The organism is Romboutsia sp. Marseille-P6047 (assembly GCF_900604535.1).
In the GTDB taxonomy this organism is placed as follows: Bacteria; Bacillota; Clostridia; order Peptostreptococcales; family Peptostreptococcaceae; genus Romboutsia_E.
The window spans coordinates 32,370-53,443 of record NZ_UWOT01000017.1 but is presented as its reverse complement, the minus strand read 5'-3'; the positions used below and the strand labels follow the sequence as shown (position 1 = coordinate 53,443).

The following is a 21,074-nucleotide window of genomic DNA, read 5'->3' as shown; positions in this document are numbered from 1 at the left end:
AGCAAATATTCCTCCTTGATGTTTTTATTAGTTGTCTTGTTGCTATGAACCTATATTATCACAGAAAGATCATACTGAAATGTATGGTTGTTACTATCTTTATTTCCCCCCCCTTAGGGATATTTTTGTGAATTTGTTACAAAAAAAATGACCTTATTGGCCATTTTTTGCAATTGATTCTATTTCTTTTAATGTCTTTGTTATCTTATTTTCTTTTAAGTTTGTATCTCTTCCTAAAAACTCTGCTATTTTTTTCAACTCATCTTCAGATATTTTATCTTTTATTGTATCCTTTTCTCTATACGTTACTTCTAATGCATCTTTTAACATACTTAGTTCTAAATCTATTAGCTTCTCTGCATCTTCAAATGTCGTCCAAAGAACATAGTGCCTTTTTTGTTTAACATATTCATCTACAATTTTGCTCCATTTATCATTTAATGCTTCTATCATTAGTGAGTATGCATCTACTAAAATTTCCGCATCTCTAGTAGTTAGACTATTTTCATACTTTGATGAAAGTATCTTTTTTTCTCCATTTTCTGTACCAAACTTTACAAATCCATCTGTTTCCTTTATATTGTATATGGTTTTTATGTTCTTATTTATACTTTTATTAGATATTTCTATTAGCTTTTCTTTCTTTTCATTAGCTTTTTGTAGAACATCTATCATTTCTACATATTCTTTTCTTAGTATTTCACAATACTCTCTGTCTTCACTATCTCTACATGACCCAAGAACTCTATCAAATGCTTTATGTACAAATTCAAGCTTTTCTTCATTTTTTACCTGATTTAGTTTATTATTTTTTATTTTACTTACAAATGAACCCTTTGTACTATCTTCTACTATGTATTGATGAATTACTTCTGCAACATTGAATGGGATAGTGTATCTATTTGAATTTTTCTGAAACTCTTTGATATCCCTATCTAAATTTTTAGCAATTAGAGATATTTTTAATTTTTGTTCATCTCTATAGTTTTTATAGCTACTATCTAAAGATGTATTCAATTCACTTCTTTCTATATTGTATCTTTCACAATAAGCATCTGCAATTATATCATTCAATGACCTTTCTTTAGTTTCCAAAGGAGTTACCATTTCATTTAGCTGTTCTAACATATTTTTCATTTATCTATCTCCTTATCATTTTTTTAGTATTAGTCTATTTTATACCAATATAGCTTTAGTAGAAACCATCAATTCTATTGCTATGCAAATTCCTAATCCTAGTACTGCTCCTATTACAAATCCCCACATTTTACTATCCCTCCTTATTTTAGTATTCTTTTCTTTGTTGTATTACTGTCTTGAAAATTGATATTCCAAATGTTACTCCTGCTACAAATAGTTCTACTGACATGTTTTTTCCTCATACTTGTTAAGAATCTCTTTTAGCCTACCTACAAACTCTTTTGAGAACACATTTTGTTTTATTGATAGTTCCATCAACTTTATTAAGTCATCTTCTGGTAAGTCTAGTGGTCTTACTATCAGTTGTTCTTTCTTTCTTATTGTATCTTTAAAGTACACAAACCTTATTTCTTCTTGATTTAATCCCTTTACAAAAATCTTCTCTATTCCATATGCAACATTATTGTCTCTTATTTTTGCTTGTCTTAATACTAAGCAGTATTTGGTGTTTTTTGTTACTTTACTCATTACAATTCTCCTTCTAGTACTCTTCACTTAGCATCATAGTTGAATATTCTCCATCATTAATTACAAATATCTTTACTTTAGAATTTATTCCCACGTTTCTTACTACAATTTCTTTTTTGTACTTCGGCACTTCTTGTCTGTGTTCTATCTTTAATAAGTTATCCTTTACAGGCTCTATCTCGAAGACTTGTAAGTAGTCCTTTTTTACTGTCACATCTTCTATCATTGACCATAGTAGTAGCTGTATTTCAAATGGTATTTCCTTTGAAACACCTCTCGTTGAGTATCTATCTTTATCTAACATTTATCTTCATCCTTTCATTTTGAACATAGAAAAAGAGATAGTATTTTATATACTATCTCTTCTGAACTACTCTTATTCTTCTATCTTTACTTTAGCTCTTCTAACATTTCGTAGAATCCTGATTCTACTTTCAACTCTTCTATTTTTTCATCAAATTTATAAATCTTCTCTTTTAACTTAGCTTCTAATTGAATTAGTTTCTTATCCCCTGTAACTTGAAGTACTCCTTTATTCCAATTGTCTACAATAGTATCAACTAGGCATTCTGATATTTCTACATACGCATTTAGTACTTCTTTACCTTCTTTTGTTTTCATCTTAGTTTTTTCTAAATCTTTTATTATTTTCTTTGCTTCTTTTTTGAACTCACTTTTACTCCCTGAGTTATCATATGCATCTGATATTGCTAAGCTAGTTGTACTTATTTCTGATACTTTATTGTAGTCATCTGAATATGTACTTGAACTCATACTTGTATTTGTACAGCCTGTTATCATAGCAATCATTATAGTTGTTACTATTATTGTAAATACGTTTTTATTTATCATGCTTAATTACTCCTCATTACCATTAATTTTACTTCCAATAAAACCTATTATCGCTAGTATTACTCCTCCAATTACTAACCATTTTAGTAATCCAAGTACAAATCCTCCTAGCAACATAAATCCTGCTGTAGTAAGTAAGACACATGTAAACCAAAAGCTTGCTATTGCTCCACATCCAAAGTATGTAATATTAACTGATTCATTTATAAGAAAAAATATTACTGTTCCTACTATTAATCCTAAAATTGCTGACATTCTCAATTTCCTCCAAATGTTATTATTCTGTACTTAATTTATTTACCAACCTTTTTACCCATCTATCAGAGTAACCTAGTTCTCTAGCCATCTCTCTTAAGCTTTTCTTATCCTTATTTTCAATGATGTACTTTTTTACGTACTTATCTGAATGCAATTTCATAGGTAGATTTATTTGTTGACCTTTATAGTGCTTATGTATCATCTTTACAATTTCTTCACCTAAGATCTCTACCATTTCTGCATAGATTCCTCTATAGTCACTCTTATCTTTTTTCATGATTCACCTCCTCTGTCAGTACCTATTAATAATAACTACTTCTTTAGAAAGTTTCTTCTGTAATTATCCCTTGAAAAGTTCCACCTATTGTTCCTTTGTTTTACTCTTCTAACTCTGCGTATTTGTATTGTATTCCTCCTATTGAAAAAGCTTCTTGTGGATATAGTTCTAGTGTTTCTTCCAAGTCCCCACTATCCACAATTTCATCTATCATTTCATCTTTAGTTGTCTTGTTTATCCACATTTCAATTATAGTTTCTTTTTCAAATAGCTTATCCACATAGTACTCTTGGTCTAGCCGATCTTCTAATAATTCTCTCGCATACTCTTTTAAGTACCTTTCATCTTGATAGATTAGATATTCTTCTATCTCTATGTACTTATTTGATTTTAGCTCCTCAATGCACTCCTTAGATTTGTGTATGCTTATTGGTTTTATTTCTAAGTTGTACCAAACAAAAAATGTTACTACGTCTTCGTCTACTTCATCAATTTCTTGTAGCATCTCTAGCAACTTATTTGGATTTCTCATTAGGTATGCTTGTAACTCTTCATCTTTTAAGTTAGTTACTATGCTTTCAATGTTTTTCTTAGTAGCTTCATCTATTTTATTGTATTTTTCTACTAGCATTTGTAACTCTGTGAAAAATAGTTTATTTAGTATTTCTGAGTTTTGATTTATCATCTTAGTTCTCCTCACATTCTATTAGATTCTTTAGTTCTTTCTTACAAACAACTACTATTGAAAAGTCATTTGAGCACAAAAATAGAGCTGAAATGTATTCAGCTCCTTCTATTTCGTCTATGTATTCAGGTATTATTCCTTTTAGTTGATGTTTTTTTAACTCTTCTATCCCTTCTTTATCTACTACAGCTACGTATCCACCTAAGCTTTTCGCAGTTCTTTCTGTACCATAGTTTTCATCTAGTATCTCTATAGTGGTTTCTATTGCAGATAGTACTTCTGTCGGTAGCTCCTTTACTAAATCCAAGTCTTGTTTTTTCCAAATGATTATTATCATTACTCTTCCTCCTTATTTTTGGAAACAAAATATGCTAGATGAAGTATATTTGCTCCATCTAGCTCTATCGTAGTTATAATATATATTTGAAGTTAGCTTTTACTACAGTTTATTTCTTCTTTCTCAAAGTACCTTACATTATTCCAGTTTACTTCTGGATTTTGCTTATTCATGAATCTTTCTAACACTAGATTTTTTAGAAGATTTTCAACTACTTCATCTACTGTATCTTCATCTGTTAATTCTATTTCATAGTAGTTCCAATCTTCAAAATGTATTTCTACTATGTATCTACTTATATCTTCTGTATTATCTATGTAGATAGTAGTTCGTTCTCCAAATATTCTATCTGCTATTGATTGATATATTTGTCTATTTTCTCTAAAGTTCTTATCTACTTTATTTATTTCCTCTATTATCATTTGTTTGTATTTTCTTTTCATCTTATACTCCTCTAATTAAAAAAGTGGATAAATATTAAGTATACTTAATATTCACCCACTTTATATCTACTAATCTTCTCTTGTAATTGCTACTTCATTTAAACTATCTAATCTATTATAATATTCATCTAACAGTTTTTTACTTGACTGAGCTAATGCTCTAGCTAAAGCAGGTGGTACAGCATTCCCTACATGTTCACATCTTTTTGAATGGCTTCCAAAGAATTTGTAATCTATCGGAAATCCAGTAATAGCCGCGGCTTCTCTAACTGTTATGCTCCTATGTTCTACTGGATGTACTGGGAAATTACTATGTCCTGGTACTAATGTTGGACTACATTTATTTCCATCTAATCTCATAGTACTCCCTCTTGAATAAAACTTACTTATTTTTAAATCATCAGGTAATTTATCTATATGATTTGCAATACTGTCACCTGCTGGTATATATTTAAATCTTTCTACAGTCTTTGGATTATGCTTCATAGGTAAGTTATCTATATCTTTATCATCTGAATAATCTATCTCTTCAAATGCATCAAATATAGTTTTAGGTTTTAGTAAATTATCATTTTCTCTATCTACTAAATCCTTAGACCCCTTCTCTATAGTTTCATCCATATGTGTAGGTTTAGGGAATTCAAATGGTATACCCACATCTGTCCTTACCGCAACAATTATAATACGCTCTCTCTTTGTAGCAGAACCATACCATGCTGAGTTTAATACTCTGTGATATACATCATATCCCATTTGACTATATATATTCTTTATATCATCTATTACAGAAATTAAATATCCTTCTCTCTTTATATCTTTTAGTAAAGCTTCTTTTTTATTTCTTAATATTTTACCCTCATCTTCAAACTCCTTAGTTATCCCCCCAATTTTCCTAAGATGTGCTTTCTTTCCTTTATAATTCTCCAATTCTTTCCATAGCTCATCTATTTCATTTCTTATCTCTATTGGAGTATCTTGAGATAACACTTCTGCATTTATAAGCCCTGGTACATTTTCTATTATACTTATCTTAGGCTTAATCTTATCTATTATCTCTAGTTGTTTGTGGTAAAAGTAGTTTCTTTCATCATTTGGGCATCTCTCTCCTGCCATACTGAAACCTTTGCACACTATTCCGCCAAAGAATACATCTGCTTCTCCTTGAGACATACCTGTTTTTTCAAGCATCTCATTAGGATCTATGTCTATTATACTTCTTAAATCTACCATTGCTGTCTCTCTAATTTCTGGATTGTTGTATAAAAGAGTCTCTATACATTTATCATTTATATCATTTACATATTTAGATACAAATCCTTCTTGCTTAAATCCAATGTGTGCTCCTCCGGCTCCTACAAAAGTCTCAAATATTGTATACATATTGTTTTTGTCACGCTCCTCTATTTTATCAAACTATAGTACCTATCAATATATTCATAGGCTATTGAATTATCTTTTATTTCTTTTTTCAAACTATTTTTATTAAATTTACATGGATTGTATTTTATAGTTCTTGTTGAATTTCTTGGTGCAAAATCTATACATCCATAATCATCTCTCAATATATTTAACCAGCTCGACATATACCTTCCATCAGACTCTGTTAGGAATAATACATCTCTTCCTCTAAAGTTATTTCTAATTTCTTCACATATTTTAGTATTATTTAAGGATACAACAGACTGACCATTCAGTTCAAGTACCTTAAATATTTGCTCTACATATGGACTTAAATATGTTTCAAAAACATCTGATGCAAATTCTTCGTAATCTTTAGCTCCATATGATATGCCTATTGCAGTTGGCATATTATCAGTATTTATGAATCCTAAAGATGCTAATGATATGAATGCATTCCTCCAATTTCTATTATTATGTGTCTCTAACTTCATTAAGAATTCTTGTTCCATTTTACTTCTATTACACTCTGTTTCTCCTTTTAGTTTAAGATAGCTTAAGTGCTTTAAAAGTATATATAACTCATACATTCTATTATCTCTTATATAATATTGACTTATCGTAACCAATTGTCTGTATTGAGCTTGTTCTAATTTATTTAGTTCGTCTCTAGTTATTTCTCTTACAGCATGTGTACTATCATTTACTTCTATTATCACAGCTTTTTCAGGATATTTAAGTAGTCCTATATTAAATTTACAATTTCTTATTAGTGATGATGGAAAGCAAAATATTGGCTTTGCATTGCAATCAAATTCATATCCTTTAGTAGATAGTTTCTTATCTATAAAGTTTTCATATTGCATTATTTGACCAATTCCTCTTACATAGTCAGTTACACTAATATTCGAACCCTTACATTCTATTATAGCTTTTACACAATTCTCTTGCTTTATAGTAAAATCTGCTGTAATTTCATTTATATAGCTATCTTCGTGTATGAATTCACACTTATCAAAATCAGAACCTATTATACTGCATATATCTTTTTGTACATTACTATCTTTAATTATTAAATCATGTAGTTTAAACTCTTCCATAACTTAATCCCCCTAATATTATCTTTAACTAACTTATGATACTATACATATATATTTTAGTCAAAAATTTAAAAGGATTTCAGCTATACTTTTAAAATTAAAAAATGTATTGATTAAAAAACCAATACATCAATCTTTATTTAACAAACTTATCCTCTTTTGTATACTTTTCAAAACCGCGCTCCGTTACTTGTGATACGGTTCACCATTATTTATTCTATAAGCTCTATATACCTGTTCTAATAATATTAACCTCATAAGTTGATGAGGGAATGTCATTTTAGAAAATGATAATTTATAATCGGCTCTACCTAGTACTTCATCAGATAAACCTAAAGAACCTCCTATTACAAATGTAATATGACTATTCCCTCTAATAGCAAGTTTACTCATAGTATCTGCTAACTCTTCCGAAGATAAATTCTTTCCATCAATAGCTAAAACTATAACATAACTATTACTCTTAATCTTACTTAAGATTTTTTTACCTTCTTTATCTTTTATCATAAGCATCTCTTTTTCACTTAGGTTCTCAGGTGCCTTTTCATCATCTAATTCAATTACATCTAGCTTACAGTATTTAGTCAATCTTTTCTTAAACTCATCTATCCCTAACTTTAAATATTTTTCTTTAATCTTGCCGACACAAACTATGTTTATATTCATATATTTCTCCTTATTCTTTTACAGAAGTTTATAAACATCTGAAACTTCACTTCTTGATAATACATCCAATTTTATATCTTGTCCTACAATTATATTATTTTGTGCTAATATTCCTTTTGATGTTTCATAAGCTAACTCAGGAAAATTATTTTCTTTACTTAAATGAGCTAATAGTATTCGTTCCGTTCCTTCTTTTACAAGCTCTACACAAAATTTTCCAGCATCTTCATTCGATAAATGTCCTTCTTCTGACATTACTCTCCTCTTTAATGAATATGGATAGCTTCCCATCATTAACATATTTGGATCATAATTCGACTCTAAAACAACTAACTTAGATTTATATAAATGTTTTCTTATATTTTCGGTTATTTGACCTATATCTGTTGCTATCGATATCTTATCATTAGTTCCTGCATAGAAGTTATATCCAACTGCATCTTCAGAGTCATGTGGTATTGAAAATGGTCTTATTATTATGTCTCCTAATGAATAAGTTTTATCATTTTCAAAGACTTTCATGTTACTATCTTTTATATCTCCAATTTTATCTTTCATTGAACACCATGTTTTTATATTTGCAAAAATAGGTATATCAAACTTTCTAGATATTATTCCTGCACCTTTTATATGATCAGAGTGCTCATGTGTTATAAATATTCCTTTTACTTTATCTATATCAACTTCGATATCTTTTAATCCTGTAGTTATTCTCTTACCACTAAGGCCTGCATCAACTAATATATTAGTGTCTTTATACCCTACATAATGACAATTTCCGCTACTTCCACTTCCTATTGAACAATATTTTAGCATCCTGCCACCTCTTCTTCATAGTCTCATTAGATTATATTATACCAAAAAAATAGAGCATTAAATATTTTTTAATGCTCTATTTTAAATCTATTTATATTCACTTATAATTTTGTCTATATCTACTCCCTTTTCTTTCCACAGTTCAACAAATTTAGCTCCATTTACATTTTCATACATATACTTACTATAATATTCTTTTAATGTAGCAAAAAATATATCATCCCCTACTTTATTTCTTATTTCATTGAAAATCACAGCACCCTTAGTATATACATTTAAGCTATAGTCAGTTGAATCTTTATATTGAGTTGTTGCTTTAAAAATGTTCTGACTTAAATAGTTTCTACTTTGAATCTCCATAGTATTCATAAGTCTAGACCCTACATCTTTTCCATATTTGTTTTCAAAATAAAGTACAGTAGAATATTCAGTAAGAGCTTCATCTAGCCAAGGCTCACTTATTTCGTCATTACCGATTACCGAGTACCACCATTGATGTGCAGTTTCATGAGCTATAATGTATTCTAATAAGAATTTTTTATTTTCTTTATATATACTTTGGTCTATCATTACCAAAGTTGGGTATTCCATTCCTCCAATATAAAAATCACTAGCTACTACAGAATACGTATCGTATGGATATTCACCAAATAAATTACTAAAAATTTTTATAGAATCTTTTGCTACTTCTGTCGTATATTCAGAAAACTCACTATTTAAATTATATGTATTTATCAATACTCCCTTATATGAATCAGTATCAATATCAAATTTATCACTTAATATAAAAGCAAAATCTCTTACTTTTTTAGCTTCTATTTCATAAAATATTTTTTCATCATCATGTTTTTCACTAACTATCTTTCCTGTGCAACCAACATCATACTTTCTAGGTATTAATATACTTACATTAAAATCACTAGTATCACTATAAAAAGGATCACCTACAGATTCATAACTTTTTAAATTCCAACCTCTATCATCATATACACATGCTATAGGAAACCAATTAGTTACATTTATAGTATTTTCCCCATATCCAAATCTTCCTAAACAATTTGGTATTTTTATAGTATACTTCAAATCTATTGAAATTTTTTCATTGCTTTTAATTGATTTTCCCAAATTTACCTTTAATATGTCATTTTTATCTCCAGTTATACTATATTCTAACTTATCATTATTATTAAGTACATTTTTTACATCTATATACCCTTCATTAAATCCATTTGGATATGCTTGTGACATTTCACTTTCTTCAAAAGGAGCCAATTCTTTCTTTGAAAATGCATTTGGGTATATGTGTAAGTATATCTTGTCTATTTCTTTTCCAGTTTTATTTACATAAATTATATTTTGGTTACACATCATTCTTTTACTTTCATCATCCAAAATAACATCTATTGTATATTGATTTCTACTTTCCTCTTTAATTTTAGATGTTTCTTTAGAATCATTTTTATTAAATAGATATATCCCCCCTCCTAACAATATTATTAACACAATTATGCTCAAAGTTATTCGTCTTATCTTTTTAGTAAATTTAATAACCAAATTATCTCCTCCTATTTTTCATGAATAATTTGAAAAAATATTTACAAGATAAATTTGTAATACCTTTTATGATATAATCTAATCTGAGGTGATAAAATGTTTTTTAAGGAAGTAAATGAAATAGATTTAGGTGAAACTACAATTGCCAATATCTTCATAGATATATTTATGCCTATGGCAAATGGTTTATACGTAAAAGTTTATCTTTTAGGATACAGACAGGCTTGCGATTCTAGTTCAAATCCTAAATTTGACAATAAATCAATTGCTAAAAATTTGAACGTCCCATTATCAGATGTAATTGATGCTTGGAAGTTTTGGGAGAAAAAAAGCATAATTAAAATGCATAAAAATGACGGATTAAATGATTATGACTACTCTATAGAATTCTTAGACCTAAAGAGATTTTATATGGAAAATATGCATATTAATACAACCTCTATAAAATCTAATAGTGATAGCATTGTTTCCGTTGCTGAAAATCCTAGCATTAGAAATATGTTTAACTCTATTAACAAAATAATTGGAAGATATCTTGATCCTGGTGAGAAAATTAATATATTAGATATTATGAATAAGTATAATCTTGATCCAGATATGATTATATATGCTTATCAATATGTAAAAGATAAACACGGTGCTGCTCGTCCAGTTAGATACATTGAATCTATACTGAGAAGTTGGTATGATTCTAATTTATATACACCTCAAGATATAGAAAATAGTTTTGCTGTAAGAAAAGAAAGATATATACTATATAAAACTATATTCAATGAATTAGGATTTTATAGACAGCCTTCTAAAGAAGAAGAGCGCATAATGAATGTTTGGTTAGATAAATACAACATGGATATAGAGGTAATTCTTGAAGCATGTTCTAAATCTAAAAATGTATCAAAACCATCTATATCTTATATAAATGGAATAATTGAAAAGTGGAAAGATAAAAATGTAAAAACTTTAGAAGATGTTAAGTTATTAGATGAAGAGCATAAAACTAAAACAGAAAAGAAGTCATCTAATAATAAAACTAGTAATATTCCTCAAGTAAAAACTAGATATCATAATATAAATCAAACTTTTACAAATTATAGTCCTGATGAACTAGAAAAATTACTTCAAGAAAGTCAAAAAGGTAAATTTAAGTAGGTGATTAAATGAAAGAATCTAAATTAAGAGAGATTTTAGTTTCATATGAAAGAAAGCGTGATAAGGCTGAATCAGATTTAGAAATTAGAAAAAAAGATGTATACAACCAAATTCCAGAAATAAAAAATATCGATGATGAAGTATCTAAAATAGGTTTAAAATTAACTAAACTAGTTCTATCTAATCCATCTAATAAAGATGAAATTTTACTTCAATCAAAAGAAAAAATGGCTGAGCTTCGATCTAAGAAAGAGTTTTTATTAAAACAGTATAAAGTTCCAGATTGGTATTTGGATGTGCAGTATAACTGTAATATATGCAATGATAGAGGATTTTTAAAAAATGGAAATAAGTGTAACTGCTTAAAGCAAGAAATTATAAATGATGCCTACAAGATGTCTAATTTATCTAGAGTATTAGATAGCCAAAATTTTTCTACTTTAGATACATCAATATTTTCAAAAGAAAAAATATCAGCCTCTAATGTTTCTCCATATGAAAATATTTTAGAAATAATATCTATTGCCGAATTGTTTATTATGCATTTTGATAAAGATAATGGAGAAAATTTATTATTTTATGGCGATACAGGCCTTGGAAAAACTTTCATGTGTAACTGTATAGCAAAAGAACTTTTAGATAAAGGTTACCTTGTAATATATCAAACAGCATTTAAAATGTTTGAAATTATTGAAGACTATAAGTTTAAAAATTCTGATAGCCATATAAGTAAAGATAATTATGAAAACTTATTTGACTGTGATTTGCTAATAATAGATGATTTAGGAACAGAACTTACAAATTCATTTACTAATAGTGAATTATTTAATATTATAAATACTAGACTATTATCAGGAAAGAAAACAATTATATCTACAAATCTATCACCTATGCAACTAGGCTCAGAATATGCTCAGAGAATTTTCTCTAGAGTTTTTGATAGGTTCAAAATGGTTAAATTTATAGGTAAAGATTTAAGGTGGGAAAATAAAAAGTAGAAGAAAATACTTAAGGTATTTCTTCTACTTTTTATTTTAATTATCTATTTGTTACCTCTGTTAGTAGCTTTATAAAATCTATACAATCATTTTCACTTGTTGCAAAAGAAGTAACAAGTCTTATCGCTCTTCTTTCCTCATCAACTTTTTCCCATATATTAAATCCATAGTATCTTTCTAATTCATTAATTATGTTATTGCTAAATATAGGGAATATTTGATTCGAAGGTGAATCTACTAAAAACTCATACCCAAGTTTTTTTATACCATCTCTTAATATATCTGCCATATAATTTTCATGACGTCCTATTTCAAGGTATAAATCATCTTTAAATAATTCTAAAAACTGAATTCCAAGTAATCTGCCTTTAGCAAGCATTGCTCCTTTTTGCTTTAAATTATATCTAAAGTCAGCTTGTAAGTCTTTATTACATATAACAAGGGCTTCTCCTAAAAGCGCACCATTTTTTGTTCCACCTATATAAAATAAATCAGTTAATCTACTTATATCTTCAAATGTTAAATCATTCTCTTTACAAGAAAGTGCAGATCCTAATCTTGCACCATCCATAAATAATAATAAATTATTTTCTTTACATACATCATTTAAGTCTTTTAACTCTGATTTTGTGTATATTGTACCTATCTCTGTTGAATTCGATATATACACTAATTTAGGCTTAACTACATGCTCATTTGTGTATTTACTTAAAACAGCTAAAATATCCTCTCTTCTAAGTTTACCATCTTTAACATTTACACCTATTACCTTATGCCCTGTAGACTCTATTGATCCAGCTTCATTTATATATATATGCCCAGTATTAGCTGATATAACAGCTTCATAAGGCTTTAAAAAAGCCGATATGGCTATTAAATTAGTTTGTGTTCCTCCTGATATAAAATGAACATCTACATCTTTATTATTTAGTTTATTTTGTATTAATTCCTTAGCTTCTTCACAATATGTATCTTTACCATACCCCTCACATTGTTCTAAATTACTCTTTAATAAGCTTTCTAATATCTTAGGATGAGCCCCTTCACTATAATCATTCTTAAAACTATACATATTTTCCCCCCATATTCTTTTATAATATATAAATTTATACTACCATCTTTAGATAAAATTCTCTATATTTTTATTTTAAACAATAAAAAAAAACGCTTAGACTAATCTAAGCGTTTAATTGGAGCTGGTGATAGGAATCGAACCTACAACCTGCTGATTACAAGTCAGCTGCTCTACCGTTGAGCCACACCAGCAAAGTGTGTTTTGGCGACCTGGAAGGGACTCGAACCCTCGACCTCCAGCGTGACAGGCTGGCATTCTAACCAGCTGAACTACCAGGCCGCATAAATGGTGGGACTAACAGGGCTCGAACCTGTGACCCCCTGCTTGTAAGGCAGGTGCTCTCCCAGCTGAGCTATAGTCCCGGGAATGGTGACCCATAGGGGAATCGAACCCCTGTTACCGCCGTGAAAGGGCGGTGTCTTGACCGCTTGACCAATGGGCCATAAATGGTGATCCATCCGCGACTCGAACGCGGGACACCCTGATTAAAAGTCAGGTGCTCTACCGACTGAGCTAATGGATCATCTTTCATGTTTTGTAAGTTACTTTTTTCGACTTATTTCGTCGTTTCTCTCACTCACAAATACTATTATATATACTTTTATATATTTCGTCAACACTTTTTTAAAACTTTTTTTATTTTTTTATTTTATTTTCTTAAAAGGCAGTATTTTCAATATATCCAAGGATTATTTTTTTATACTGCCTTTTATTTTTATTAAAAAAACATACTTTTATGCACAAGATTTTATTTTTTCTTTTTTAAATTCTTTAATTAAAAATATACCTACTATTATCATAGCTCCTATATCTGAAATAGGCTGAGATATCCAAACCCCATTTAATCCAAATAGTTTTGGTATTATATAAATTATAGGTATTAATAAAATTACTTGTCTTAATAGTGTTAATAACATTGATAACTTAGCTTTTCCTATAGATTGGAAATAAACTGGACCTAAAATACTTACACCTATTAGAGGTAGTGTTGTTAGATTTAAATTTATACCTTTAACTGCTAGTTTCATTAGTTCAGAATCATTGGTAAAGATACCTACAAATAATTCAGGAACTAACTTTACTGCTATAAGTCCTAATGTAAGTATTATAGAAGATATGATTAAAGCTAATCCTAATGTTTTCTTTGCTCTATCATATTGCTTTGCACCATAATTATAGGCAATTATAGTTTGCATTCCTTGGCTCAATCCAAATATAGGCATTAAGAACATAAGCAATACAGATGTTACTGCTGTCATCGCTCCAATAGCTAAGTCCCCTCCATATATTTTTAATACTTTATTTGTTACTAGATGTATTGATCCTGCTGCTAGCTCCATTGCAAAAGGAGTTAATCCTATTACTACAATTGTTCTTACTATTTTTTTATCTAGCCTTATATTTTTCAACCTTAATTTTAGTGTAGATTTTCCTTTTGTAAAATAATAACAAGCCCATATAAATACAAATAATTGACAAATTATAGTTCCTATCGCTGCACCTTTAATTCCAAACCCAAATCCAAATATAAAAATTGGATCTAAAATTAAATTTAAAATACATGTACTTATCATCATTTTTGCCCCAAGTTTCGGATTTCCTTCAGCTCTTATAGCTCCATTTAATGAAAATCCAGGTAAATTATATACTGCTCCAGAGCAAATTACACTCATATATTCTCTAGCATATTTTATAGTATGCTCACTAGCTCCAAATATATATAATACTTTATCTAAGAAAAATATAGATAATATACTTATCAACACACCTACAAATAATTCTAGGGCGAATGTGCTACCTAATATTCTTTCAGCTTCTTCTTTATTATTTTCTCCTAATTTTATCGATATATTTGTACTTCCACCTACTGATATAGCTACTGCAAATGCACCCATTATTGTAAACATAGGCATAGTTACACCTAATCCAGATATAGCTAATGCTCCTACATTTGGCATTGATCCTATAAAAGCTCTATCTACTGTGTTATAAAGAGAAGTTACCATCATTGCTAAAATGGCTGGCACAGAATACCTCAATAAAAGTTTCCCTACTCTTTCTTCTCTTAGTAATTTTTGATTTTCCATTTTATCACCTTATTTAACCATGTCATAAGTTATACATACTGGTTTATTATTTCTAGGATCTGATACTATCTCTGCATCTATATTAAATAATTCTTTTAAGTTTTCTTTAGTCATAACATCATGTGCATTTCCTTCACATACTATTTGACCTTTCTTGACTCCTATCATATGATCTGCAAACCTAGCTGCATTATTAAGCTCATGTATTACCATTACTATAGTTGTACCTTGTTTTTTATTTAATTCTTCTAATAGATTTAATACCTCTAGTTGATGCGCTAAATCTAAGTATGTTGTAGGTTCATCAAGAACAAGTATATCAGTTTCTTGTGCTAGAGCCATTGCTATCCACGCTCTTTGTCTTTGTCCTCCTGATAGTGCTTCTATTTGTCTATCTCTAAATTCTGATATACCAGTAACTTCTAATGCCCAATCTATTATATTATTATCCTCTTTTTTTAATTTTCCAAAACCGCTTTGATGAGGGAATCTCCCGTATGCTATTAATTCCTCTACAGTCAATCCACTTGGAGCTTGTGGACTTTGTGGTAAAACTGCCATCACCTTAGCAAGATCTTTTGTTTTTTGACTATTTATATCTTTTCCATTTATATAAATGTTTCCGCTTTTAGGTTGTAAAATTCTCGCAACAGTCTTTAATATTGTTGATTTTCCACAACCATTAGCTCCTATTATTGTTGTTATTTTTCCTTTTGGAATACTTAGACTTAAATCTTTAACAATATCTAAGCTTCCATATGATATATTTAAATCTTTAGTTTCTATACAAGACATATTACTACTTCCTCCGTATTAAAGGTAATTATATTTTCAAGTTTAATCAGCTAACATTAAGTATATAAAATAAGGAACTCCTATTATTGAAATAACTATTCCTACTGGTATCTCCATAGGAGCCAATAAGTTTCTAGATATAGTATCTGCTATTAATAAAATTAATGCTCCTATAAGAGCAGATGTTGGTATTAACCTTTTATGTTTTGGACCTACTAATCTTCTAGCTATATGAGGAGATACTAGTCCTAAAAATGCTATACTACCTGCTACAGATGTAGCAACACCAGCTAAAATAACTGCATATATTATTAATCTTCTTCTTTCCTTCTCAACATCTGCACCTAATCCGGTAGCAACTTCATCCCCCAAATTTAATATATCTAAATATCTAGATTTATAAAGTGTAATCCCCATAAATATTAATATAAATGGTAAAACAGCCATTACATACTTCCAATTTGTTCCCCATATACTTCCTGATGTCCAAGCTAATACTCTATTGAACTCTTGTGTAGTAAATTTAAGTTGGAATATCGTAAGTAAAGATGTAAATGCAGTATTTATACCAATACCTACTAACAATAGCATTGATGAATTAATACCATTTTTCCATGCAAGAATGTATATTAAGAATGCTCCAAATAAAGCACCAGACAATGCTACTATTGGCATTGTAAATACTGTGAAATTACTAACACCATCATATACATTCCCATTCATAAAATATATATATGCAACTACAAATAATGAGGCTCCAGAGTTTATCCCTAATATACCAGAGTCGGCCAAGTCATTTTTAGTTACACCTTGGAGTATTGCACCTGCTACTGCAAGAGCAGTTCCTATAAGAATTCCAATTACTATCCTAGGCAATCTCAATCTAAATAAAGCTATTTCATGCGCCCTTGAACCTTGCCCTAAAAAAGTTTTTATCACATCTATAACTCCAATTTTTAAAGATCCCATATTTAAACTTACTAAAAATGTAATTATTATTAAAGAAGTTATAATTCCTATTGTATATATAAATTTTTTATCTTTTTTTACATCTATCATTTATTTATTTTCCTTTCTTACAAGGTATATAAACATTGGAACACCTAATAAAGCAGTTAATGAGCCAATTGGTGTTTCATATGGTGGGTTTATCATCCTAGCTATAATATCACTATATACTAATAATACAGCTCCTAATATCATTGATGCTGGTATTATGTATTTATAATCAGAACCAACAATAGACTTTACAATTTGAGGTACTATAAGGCCTACAAATATAATGTTTCCTGCAACTGAAACCGATGCTCCAGTTAATAATATAACTATTAATAAACATATAAGTCTAACTAAGTTTGTATTTTGACCTAATCCTATAGCAACATCTTCACCTAAACTTAAAATCGTTATTTTAGGTGCCATAAACATTGCTCCTACAAGTCCTATTCCTCCTACTATTAATAGTAAATTAACACCTTGCCATTTAGCACTTATTAATCCTCCAGATATCCAAAAGCTTAGTTGTTGAGATAAATTAAAGTACATAGCTATTCCTGTTGCTAACGATATCAATAGTGTACCTAGCGCTGTACCTGCTAAAGCTAATTTAACTGGATCTACTTTTCTAGCTGACCTAGAACTTACAAAATAAACTAATAAACCACTTATACTTGCGCCTAAGAATGCAAATATCATTAATACAAAACTATTTATAATTAAGTCTGGAAATATCTTTTGTAATACAAATGCTATTGCTATTGTAAATGTCGCACCTTGAGTTATACCCATTACAGAAGGCTCTGCAATTGGGTTTCTTGTAATTCCTTGCATTATTGCTCCTGAAACTGCTAAAAAACCTCCGACCAAAGCAGCTGCAAGCGCTCTTGGAATTCTAACATCTGTAATTATTTTATTACTTAAGTTTACTTCACTACTAAACAAACTTTGAACTATTGTTTTAATATCAATATTTTTTGCACCAATTGAAACTGATAAACCTATACCAACTATAAGAAGTATTATTCCGATTATCATTAACAAATAAGTTTTAGTTCTTTTTTTAGATCTACCCATCTTATACCCTCCTTAAATTGGTAAATTACACATTTTCTATAGAAACGGAAATAGTAGGTGCAAAAATAAACCTATTTTATACACCTACTTAATTATATTATTTTATTAATTCATCTTTTAATTGTTCTAATAATAACTCTCTTCCTATTGGATTATAAGCTTGAGAGAAGTATGGACTTGCATCTAGTATAGTTACATTTCCATCTTTTACAGCTCTTATTTCAGACCAAACTGAACTTGATTCTAAGTTTGCCTTTTCTGATGCATCAGCTATAACAACTATGTGATCCGCATCTATCTCAGCTAATCCTTCAATCGAAACTGTTGGTAATGTTATACTATCTTGAGCAGGCATATTTTCAGGTTTACTAAGTCCCATATCAGTATTTATTATTGTTCCTATTCCACCTTCACTAAATACCATAAATTGCCCCGAAGTTGCTAAAACTGCAACATAAGTTTGTTCACCATTTGATTCTTTTATTTCATTTCCTAAAGACTCTGCTTTTTCATAATAAGCATCTAACCATTTTTGAGCTTCATCTTTTTGATCAAATAATTCTGCTATTCCTAATAATTTAGCTTCCCAATCATTAGATAAATCTTCTATCATAACTACTGGAGCTATTTCTGATAATTCTTCATATATTGGCTCTTGTCTTTCTGCCATTATTATTAAGTCTGGTTCTGCTGCTATTATAGCTTCAACATCCATAGTTTCCATCATAGAGTGTCCAACTACTGTTGCATCTCCTAATTTATCTTCCATGTATGAAGGTATACTATCTGTAGCGTATGAATCTACATTCGCTGTAGCTACTGGAACATGTCCTAATATAGCTAATTCTTCACTACTTCCAGAAATATCTACTATACGTTCTGGGTTAGAAGGTATTTCTACTTCACCTTTTACAGAGTTTACAACTCTAGTTTCTTCTTTTGCATTATTTGAATCATTATTACTTGAGCATCCTGTTAATATTCCGATAGATAGTGCTGCTACCGTAAGTAATGCTATAGATTTTCTTTTTCTCATTTTCTACCCTTTCCTTTATATTCTTATAATCTGTATATATTCTATCATCATTTTTAGCTAATGATAATCACTATCATTATATTTGTATCTTTATTATATCTTCTTTTTTGTATTAGTCAATATATTTTAATCATATTTTTATTTTTTTTGATATTTTTCAACATTTTCTGACATTTATTAGTAATAACTATCATGCTTAGGATATATTTATATCATTTATTATCTAAACCTAAACAAAAAGAGCTTTATCAGAATATTTTACTCTGATAAAGCCCCTTTTATTTATAAATTATGCTATTATGCAAATATATTTTTTCTTATTATAGTTTGAGCTCTATTTGGTCCTACTGAAACCATATCTACATTAACTCCAACTAATTCTTCTATTCTAGCTATATATTTTTTAGCATTTTCAGGAAGATCTTCAAACTTCTCTACGTTAGTTATATCTTCATGCCAACCATCTAATTCTTCGTACACTGGCTCACATTTAGCTAAATCTTCTAATGATGCTGGGAAATCATTTATTATTTTATCTCCCATTTTGTATGCTGTACATATATTGATTTTATCAAATCCTGTCAGTACATCTAAAAGCATGAAAGATATACTAGTTAGTCCGTTTACTCTAGCAGCATATTTTACTATAACTGAGTCAAACCAACCACATCTTCTTGCTCTTCCTGTTACAGTTCCAAATTCATGTCCTTGTACTCTTATTCTTTCTCCAATTTCATTATCTAACTCTGTAACGAATGGCCCTTCTCCAACTCTTGTAGTATAAGCTTTAACTATACCAACTACATCTTTTATCATATTAGGTCCAACACCAGCTCCTACAGCAAATCCTCCTGATATAGGATGAGATGACGTAACATATGGATAAGTTCCTAAATCTAAGTCTAATAAAGTTCCTTGTGCTCCTTCAAATAGTACTCTTTTACCTGCTTTTATTGCATCATAAACAATAACAGAAGTATCTGCTACATAGTTTCTTATTTTTTCAGCATATTCAAGATATTCATTATATATTTCTTCAAAATTGAACATAGCTTCTTTTCCATAAACGCCTATAACTAATTTATTTTTTGCATTTACTTGAGCTTCTAATTTTTTAGCAAAAATATCCTTATCCATTAAATCACATATTCTAATACCAGATCTCTCTGTCTTATCCATGTAACAAGGACCTATCCCTTTTTTAGTAGTACCTATTTTATTATCTCCTCTAGCCTCTTCAGCTAAAGCATCTAGTTCTTTATGATAAGGGAATACAACATGAGCTCTATCACTTATTTTTATATTACTAGTATCTATATCATTGCTATTAAGCATTTCTATCTCTTCCAAGAACCCTTTTGGGTCAAAAACTATTCCGTTCCCTATTACGTTTATAGTATTTGAGTTTAATATACCTGATGGTATTAAACGTAAAGCAAATTTTTTACCTTCTACAACTAATGTATGCCCAGCATTATTTCCACCTTGACCTCTTATTACTACATCAGCTTGTGTAGCAAGATAGTCTATTACTTTACCTTTTCCTTCATCTCCCCATTGAGATCCTACAACTGCGACTGTTTTCATGAACTTCACCTCTATTTCATTTTTTCGAACGCTCTACCTATTTATTCTATCAAATATTCGATGCATTTTCAAACCTTTTTGTCTACTACATTTTTTTAATATGTATTTTCAAAATAAATGATATAATATTGATACTTTAATTATTATTTCACTTAATCTATTTTAATATAAATGTTTATATATCAAATTTGTGGATATATATATATATTAAGACTTATAT

General features: G+C 29.2%; 23 protein-coding genes and 5 tRNA genes. 2 read left to right on the top strand and 26 right to left on the bottom strand.

Annotated features, from left to right (window positions below):
• Positions 1 to 153 precede the first annotated feature (153 nt).
• The 14 genes from EIH23_RS14215 to EIH23_RS14150 all read right to left on the bottom strand — a co-directional run bounded on the left by EIH23_RS14215 (position 154) and on the right by EIH23_RS14150 (position 10,054).
• Positions 154 to 1,137 (bottom strand): hypothetical protein, encoded by a 984-nt coding sequence (locus EIH23_RS14215; protein WP_122641091.1) that lies wholly within the window; start codon positions 1,135 to 1,137, stop codon positions 154 to 156.
• A gap of 222 nt (positions 1,138 to 1,359) precedes the next feature.
• Entirely contained in the window at positions 1,360 to 1,668 is a 309-nt protein-coding gene (locus tag EIH23_RS14210) for a hypothetical protein (RefSeq protein WP_122641090.1), read from the bottom strand.
• A 13-nt stretch (positions 1,669 to 1,681) separates the two neighbouring features.
• Positions 1,682 to 1,972: a DUF960 family protein gene (locus tag EIH23_RS14205; RefSeq protein ID WP_122641089.1), complete on the bottom strand. Its 291-nt coding sequence runs from the start codon at positions 1,970 to 1,972 to the stop codon at positions 1,682 to 1,684.
• Positions 1,973 to 2,058: 86 nt separating this feature from the next.
• Complete coding sequence (locus tag EIH23_RS14200; protein WP_122641088.1) at positions 2,059 to 2,520, bottom strand: hypothetical protein; 462 nt, start codon at positions 2,518 to 2,520, stop codon at positions 2,059 to 2,061.
• Between the two features lie 6 nt (positions 2,521 to 2,526).
• Positions 2,527 to 2,775 (bottom strand): hypothetical protein, encoded by a 249-nt coding sequence (locus EIH23_RS14195; RefSeq protein WP_122641087.1) that lies wholly within the window; start codon positions 2,773 to 2,775, stop codon positions 2,527 to 2,529.
• A gap of 22 nt (positions 2,776 to 2,797) precedes the next feature.
• Positions 2,798 to 3,055 (bottom strand): Mor transcription activator family protein, encoded by a 258-nt coding sequence (locus EIH23_RS14190; RefSeq protein ID WP_122641086.1) that lies wholly within the window; start codon positions 3,053 to 3,055, stop codon positions 2,798 to 2,800.
• Between the two features lie 100 nt (positions 3,056 to 3,155).
• Positions 3,156 to 3,740: a hypothetical protein gene (locus tag EIH23_RS14185; protein WP_122641085.1), complete on the bottom strand. Its 585-nt coding sequence runs from the start codon at positions 3,738 to 3,740 to the stop codon at positions 3,156 to 3,158.
• Position 3,741: 1 nt separating this feature from the next.
• Positions 3,742 to 4,077: a hypothetical protein gene (locus tag EIH23_RS14180; RefSeq protein ID WP_122641084.1), complete on the bottom strand. Its 336-nt coding sequence runs from the start codon at positions 4,075 to 4,077 to the stop codon at positions 3,742 to 3,744.
• A 92-nt stretch (positions 4,078 to 4,169) separates the two neighbouring features.
• Positions 4,170 to 4,520 (bottom strand): hypothetical protein, encoded by a 351-nt coding sequence (locus EIH23_RS14175; RefSeq protein WP_122641083.1) that lies wholly within the window; start codon positions 4,518 to 4,520, stop codon positions 4,170 to 4,172.
• Positions 4,521 to 4,589: 69 nt separating this feature from the next.
• Positions 4,590 to 5,900, bottom strand: a complete 1,311-nt coding sequence (locus EIH23_RS14170; RefSeq protein ID WP_122641082.1) for a DNA cytosine methyltransferase — start codon at positions 5,898 to 5,900, stop codon at positions 4,590 to 4,592.
• Between the two features lie 20 nt (positions 5,901 to 5,920).
• Positions 5,921 to 7,018, bottom strand: a complete 1,098-nt coding sequence (locus EIH23_RS16455; protein WP_206425660.1) for a hypothetical protein — start codon at positions 7,016 to 7,018, stop codon at positions 5,921 to 5,923.
• 186 nt (positions 7,019 to 7,204) lie between these two features.
• On the bottom strand, positions 7,205 to 7,684 hold the full coding sequence (gene rlmH, locus EIH23_RS14160) for a 23S rRNA (pseudouridine(1915)-N(3))-methyltransferase RlmH (protein WP_122641081.1): 480 nt from the start codon (positions 7,682 to 7,684) through the stop codon (positions 7,205 to 7,207).
• An 18-nt stretch (positions 7,685 to 7,702) separates the two neighbouring features.
• A complete protein-coding gene (locus tag EIH23_RS14155) occupies positions 7,703 to 8,500 on the bottom strand; it encodes an MBL fold metallo-hydrolase (RefSeq protein WP_122641080.1) in 798 nt (265 codons plus the stop codon).
• 87 nt (positions 8,501 to 8,587) lie between these two features.
• Positions 8,588 to 10,054 carry a M1 family metallopeptidase gene (locus EIH23_RS14150; RefSeq protein WP_122641079.1) on the bottom strand — a complete coding sequence of 489 codons (1,467 nt, stop codon included), beginning with the start codon at positions 10,052 to 10,054 and terminating at the stop codon, positions 8,588 to 8,590.
• A gap of 96 nt (positions 10,055 to 10,150) precedes the next feature.
• Here EIH23_RS14150 and EIH23_RS14145 point away from each other — a divergent pair, with 96 nt between their 5' ends.
• Positions 10,151 to 11,203 (top strand): DnaD domain protein, encoded by a 1,053-nt coding sequence (locus EIH23_RS14145; protein WP_122641078.1) that lies wholly within the window; start codon positions 10,151 to 10,153, stop codon positions 11,201 to 11,203.
• Between the two features lie 8 nt (positions 11,204 to 11,211).
• The gene (locus tag EIH23_RS14140) at positions 11,212 to 12,201 is read left to right on the top strand and encodes an ATP-binding protein (protein WP_122641077.1); all 990 of its coding nucleotides are present in this window, start codon (positions 11,212 to 11,214) and stop codon (positions 12,199 to 12,201) included.
• Positions 12,202 to 12,241: 40 nt separating this feature from the next.
• Here the strand turns inward: EIH23_RS14140 and EIH23_RS14135 are convergent, their stop codons facing one another.
• From EIH23_RS14135 to EIH23_RS14080, 12 genes are all read right to left on the bottom strand, one after another.
• On the bottom strand, positions 12,242 to 13,273 hold the full coding sequence (locus EIH23_RS14135; RefSeq protein ID WP_122641076.1) for a threonine aldolase family protein: 1,032 nt from the start codon (positions 13,271 to 13,273) through the stop codon (positions 12,242 to 12,244).
• A 119-nt stretch (positions 13,274 to 13,392) separates the two neighbouring features.
• Positions 13,393 to 13,467: transfer RNA gene (locus EIH23_RS14130), tRNA-Thr, on the bottom strand.
• Between the two features lie 11 nt (positions 13,468 to 13,478).
• Positions 13,479 to 13,555, bottom strand: a tRNA-Asp gene (locus EIH23_RS14125).
• A gap of 7 nt (positions 13,556 to 13,562) precedes the next feature.
• A tRNA-Val gene (locus EIH23_RS14120) sits at positions 13,563 to 13,638 on the bottom strand.
• A gap of 5 nt (positions 13,639 to 13,643) precedes the next feature.
• Positions 13,644 to 13,718: transfer RNA gene (locus tag EIH23_RS14115), tRNA-Glu, on the bottom strand.
• Positions 13,719 to 13,723: 5 nt separating this feature from the next.
• Positions 13,724 to 13,799: transfer RNA gene (locus tag EIH23_RS14110), tRNA-Lys, on the bottom strand.
• A gap of 211 nt (positions 13,800 to 14,010) precedes the next feature.
• Positions 14,011 to 15,363 carry an MATE family efflux transporter gene (locus tag EIH23_RS14105; RefSeq protein WP_122641075.1) on the bottom strand — a complete coding sequence of 451 codons (1,353 nt, stop codon included), beginning with the start codon at positions 15,361 to 15,363 and terminating at the stop codon, positions 14,011 to 14,013.
• 9 nt (positions 15,364 to 15,372) lie between these two features.
• Positions 15,373 to 16,158 (bottom strand): ABC transporter ATP-binding protein, encoded by a 786-nt coding sequence (locus EIH23_RS14100; RefSeq protein ID WP_122641074.1) that lies wholly within the window; start codon positions 16,156 to 16,158, stop codon positions 15,373 to 15,375.
• A 42-nt stretch (positions 16,159 to 16,200) separates the two neighbouring features.
• Complete coding sequence (locus EIH23_RS14095) at positions 16,201 to 17,217, bottom strand: FecCD family ABC transporter permease (protein WP_122641073.1); 1,017 nt, start codon at positions 17,215 to 17,217, stop codon at positions 16,201 to 16,203.
• Positions 17,218 to 18,231, bottom strand: a complete 1,014-nt coding sequence (locus EIH23_RS14090) for a FecCD family ABC transporter permease (protein WP_122641072.1) — start codon at positions 18,229 to 18,231, stop codon at positions 17,218 to 17,220.
• A 97-nt stretch (positions 18,232 to 18,328) separates the two neighbouring features.
• Positions 18,329 to 19,267 carry an iron-hydroxamate ABC transporter substrate-binding protein gene (locus EIH23_RS14085; protein ID WP_122641071.1) on the bottom strand — a complete coding sequence of 313 codons (939 nt, stop codon included), beginning with the start codon at positions 19,265 to 19,267 and terminating at the stop codon, positions 18,329 to 18,331.
• Between the two features lie 297 nt (positions 19,268 to 19,564).
• Complete coding sequence (locus tag EIH23_RS14080; protein WP_122641070.1) at positions 19,565 to 20,854, bottom strand: adenylosuccinate synthase; 1,290 nt, start codon at positions 20,852 to 20,854, stop codon at positions 19,565 to 19,567.
• Between the last annotated feature and the right edge of the window lie 220 nt (positions 20,855 to 21,074).

Coding starts and splice junctions, on each gene's coding strand:
- EIH23_RS14215 (WP_122641091.1), bottom strand. CDS start 1,137: ATGAAAAATATGTTAGAACAGCTAAATGAAATGGTAACTCCTTTGGAA.
- EIH23_RS14210 (WP_122641090.1), bottom strand. CDS start 1,668: ATGAGTAAAGTAACAAAAAACACCAAATACTGCTTAGTATTAAGACAA.
- EIH23_RS14205 (WP_122641089.1), bottom strand. CDS start 1,972: ATGTTAGATAAAGATAGATACTCAACGAGAGGTGTTTCAAAGGAAATA.
- EIH23_RS14200 (WP_122641088.1), bottom strand. CDS start 2,520: ATGATAAATAAAAACGTATTTACAATAATAGTAACAACTATAATGATT.
- EIH23_RS14195 (WP_122641087.1), bottom strand. CDS start 2,775: ATGTCAGCAATTTTAGGATTAATAGTAGGAACAGTAATATTTTTTCTT.
- EIH23_RS14190 (WP_122641086.1), bottom strand. CDS start 3,055: ATGAAAAAAGATAAGAGTGACTATAGAGGAATCTATGCAGAAATGGTA.
- EIH23_RS14185 (WP_122641085.1), bottom strand. CDS start 3,740: ATGATAAATCAAAACTCAGAAATACTAAATAAACTATTTTTCACAGAG.
- EIH23_RS14180 (WP_122641084.1), bottom strand. CDS start 4,077: ATGATAATAATCATTTGGAAAAAACAAGACTTGGATTTAGTAAAGGAG.
- EIH23_RS14175 (WP_122641083.1), bottom strand. CDS start 4,520: ATGAAAAGAAAATACAAACAAATGATAATAGAGGAAATAAATAAAGTA.
- EIH23_RS14170 (WP_122641082.1), bottom strand. CDS start 5,900: ATGTATACAATATTTGAGACTTTTGTAGGAGCCGGAGGAGCACACATT.
- EIH23_RS16455 (WP_206425660.1), bottom strand. CDS start 7,018: ATGGAAGAGTTTAAACTACATGATTTAATAATTAAAGATAGTAATGTA.
- rlmH (WP_122641081.1), bottom strand. CDS start 7,684: ATGAATATAAACATAGTTTGTGTCGGCAAGATTAAAGAAAAATATTTA.
- EIH23_RS14155 (WP_122641080.1), bottom strand. CDS start 8,500: ATGCTAAAATATTGTTCAATAGGAAGTGGAAGTAGCGGAAATTGTCAT.
- EIH23_RS14145 (WP_122641078.1), top strand. CDS start 10,151: ATGTTTTTTAAGGAAGTAAATGAAATAGATTTAGGTGAAACTACAATT.
- EIH23_RS14140 (WP_122641077.1), top strand. CDS start 11,212: ATGAAAGAATCTAAATTAAGAGAGATTTTAGTTTCATATGAAAGAAAG.
- EIH23_RS14135 (WP_122641076.1), bottom strand. CDS start 13,273: ATGTATAGTTTTAAGAATGATTATAGTGAAGGGGCTCATCCTAAGATA.
- EIH23_RS14105 (WP_122641075.1), bottom strand. CDS start 15,363: ATGGAAAATCAAAAATTACTAAGAGAAGAAAGAGTAGGGAAACTTTTA.
- EIH23_RS14100 (WP_122641074.1), bottom strand. CDS start 16,158: ATGTCTTGTATAGAAACTAAAGATTTAAATATATCATATGGAAGCTTA.
- EIH23_RS14095 (WP_122641073.1), bottom strand. CDS start 17,217: ATGATAGATGTAAAAAAAGATAAAAAATTTATATATACAATAGGAATT.
- EIH23_RS14090 (WP_122641072.1), bottom strand. CDS start 18,231: ATGGGTAGATCTAAAAAAAGAACTAAAACTTATTTGTTAATGATAATC.
- EIH23_RS14085 (WP_122641071.1), bottom strand. CDS start 19,267: ATGAGAAAAAGAAAATCTATAGCATTACTTACGGTAGCAGCACTATCT.
- EIH23_RS14080 (WP_122641070.1), bottom strand. CDS start 20,854: ATGAAAACAGTCGCAGTTGTAGGATCTCAATGGGGAGATGAAGGAAAA.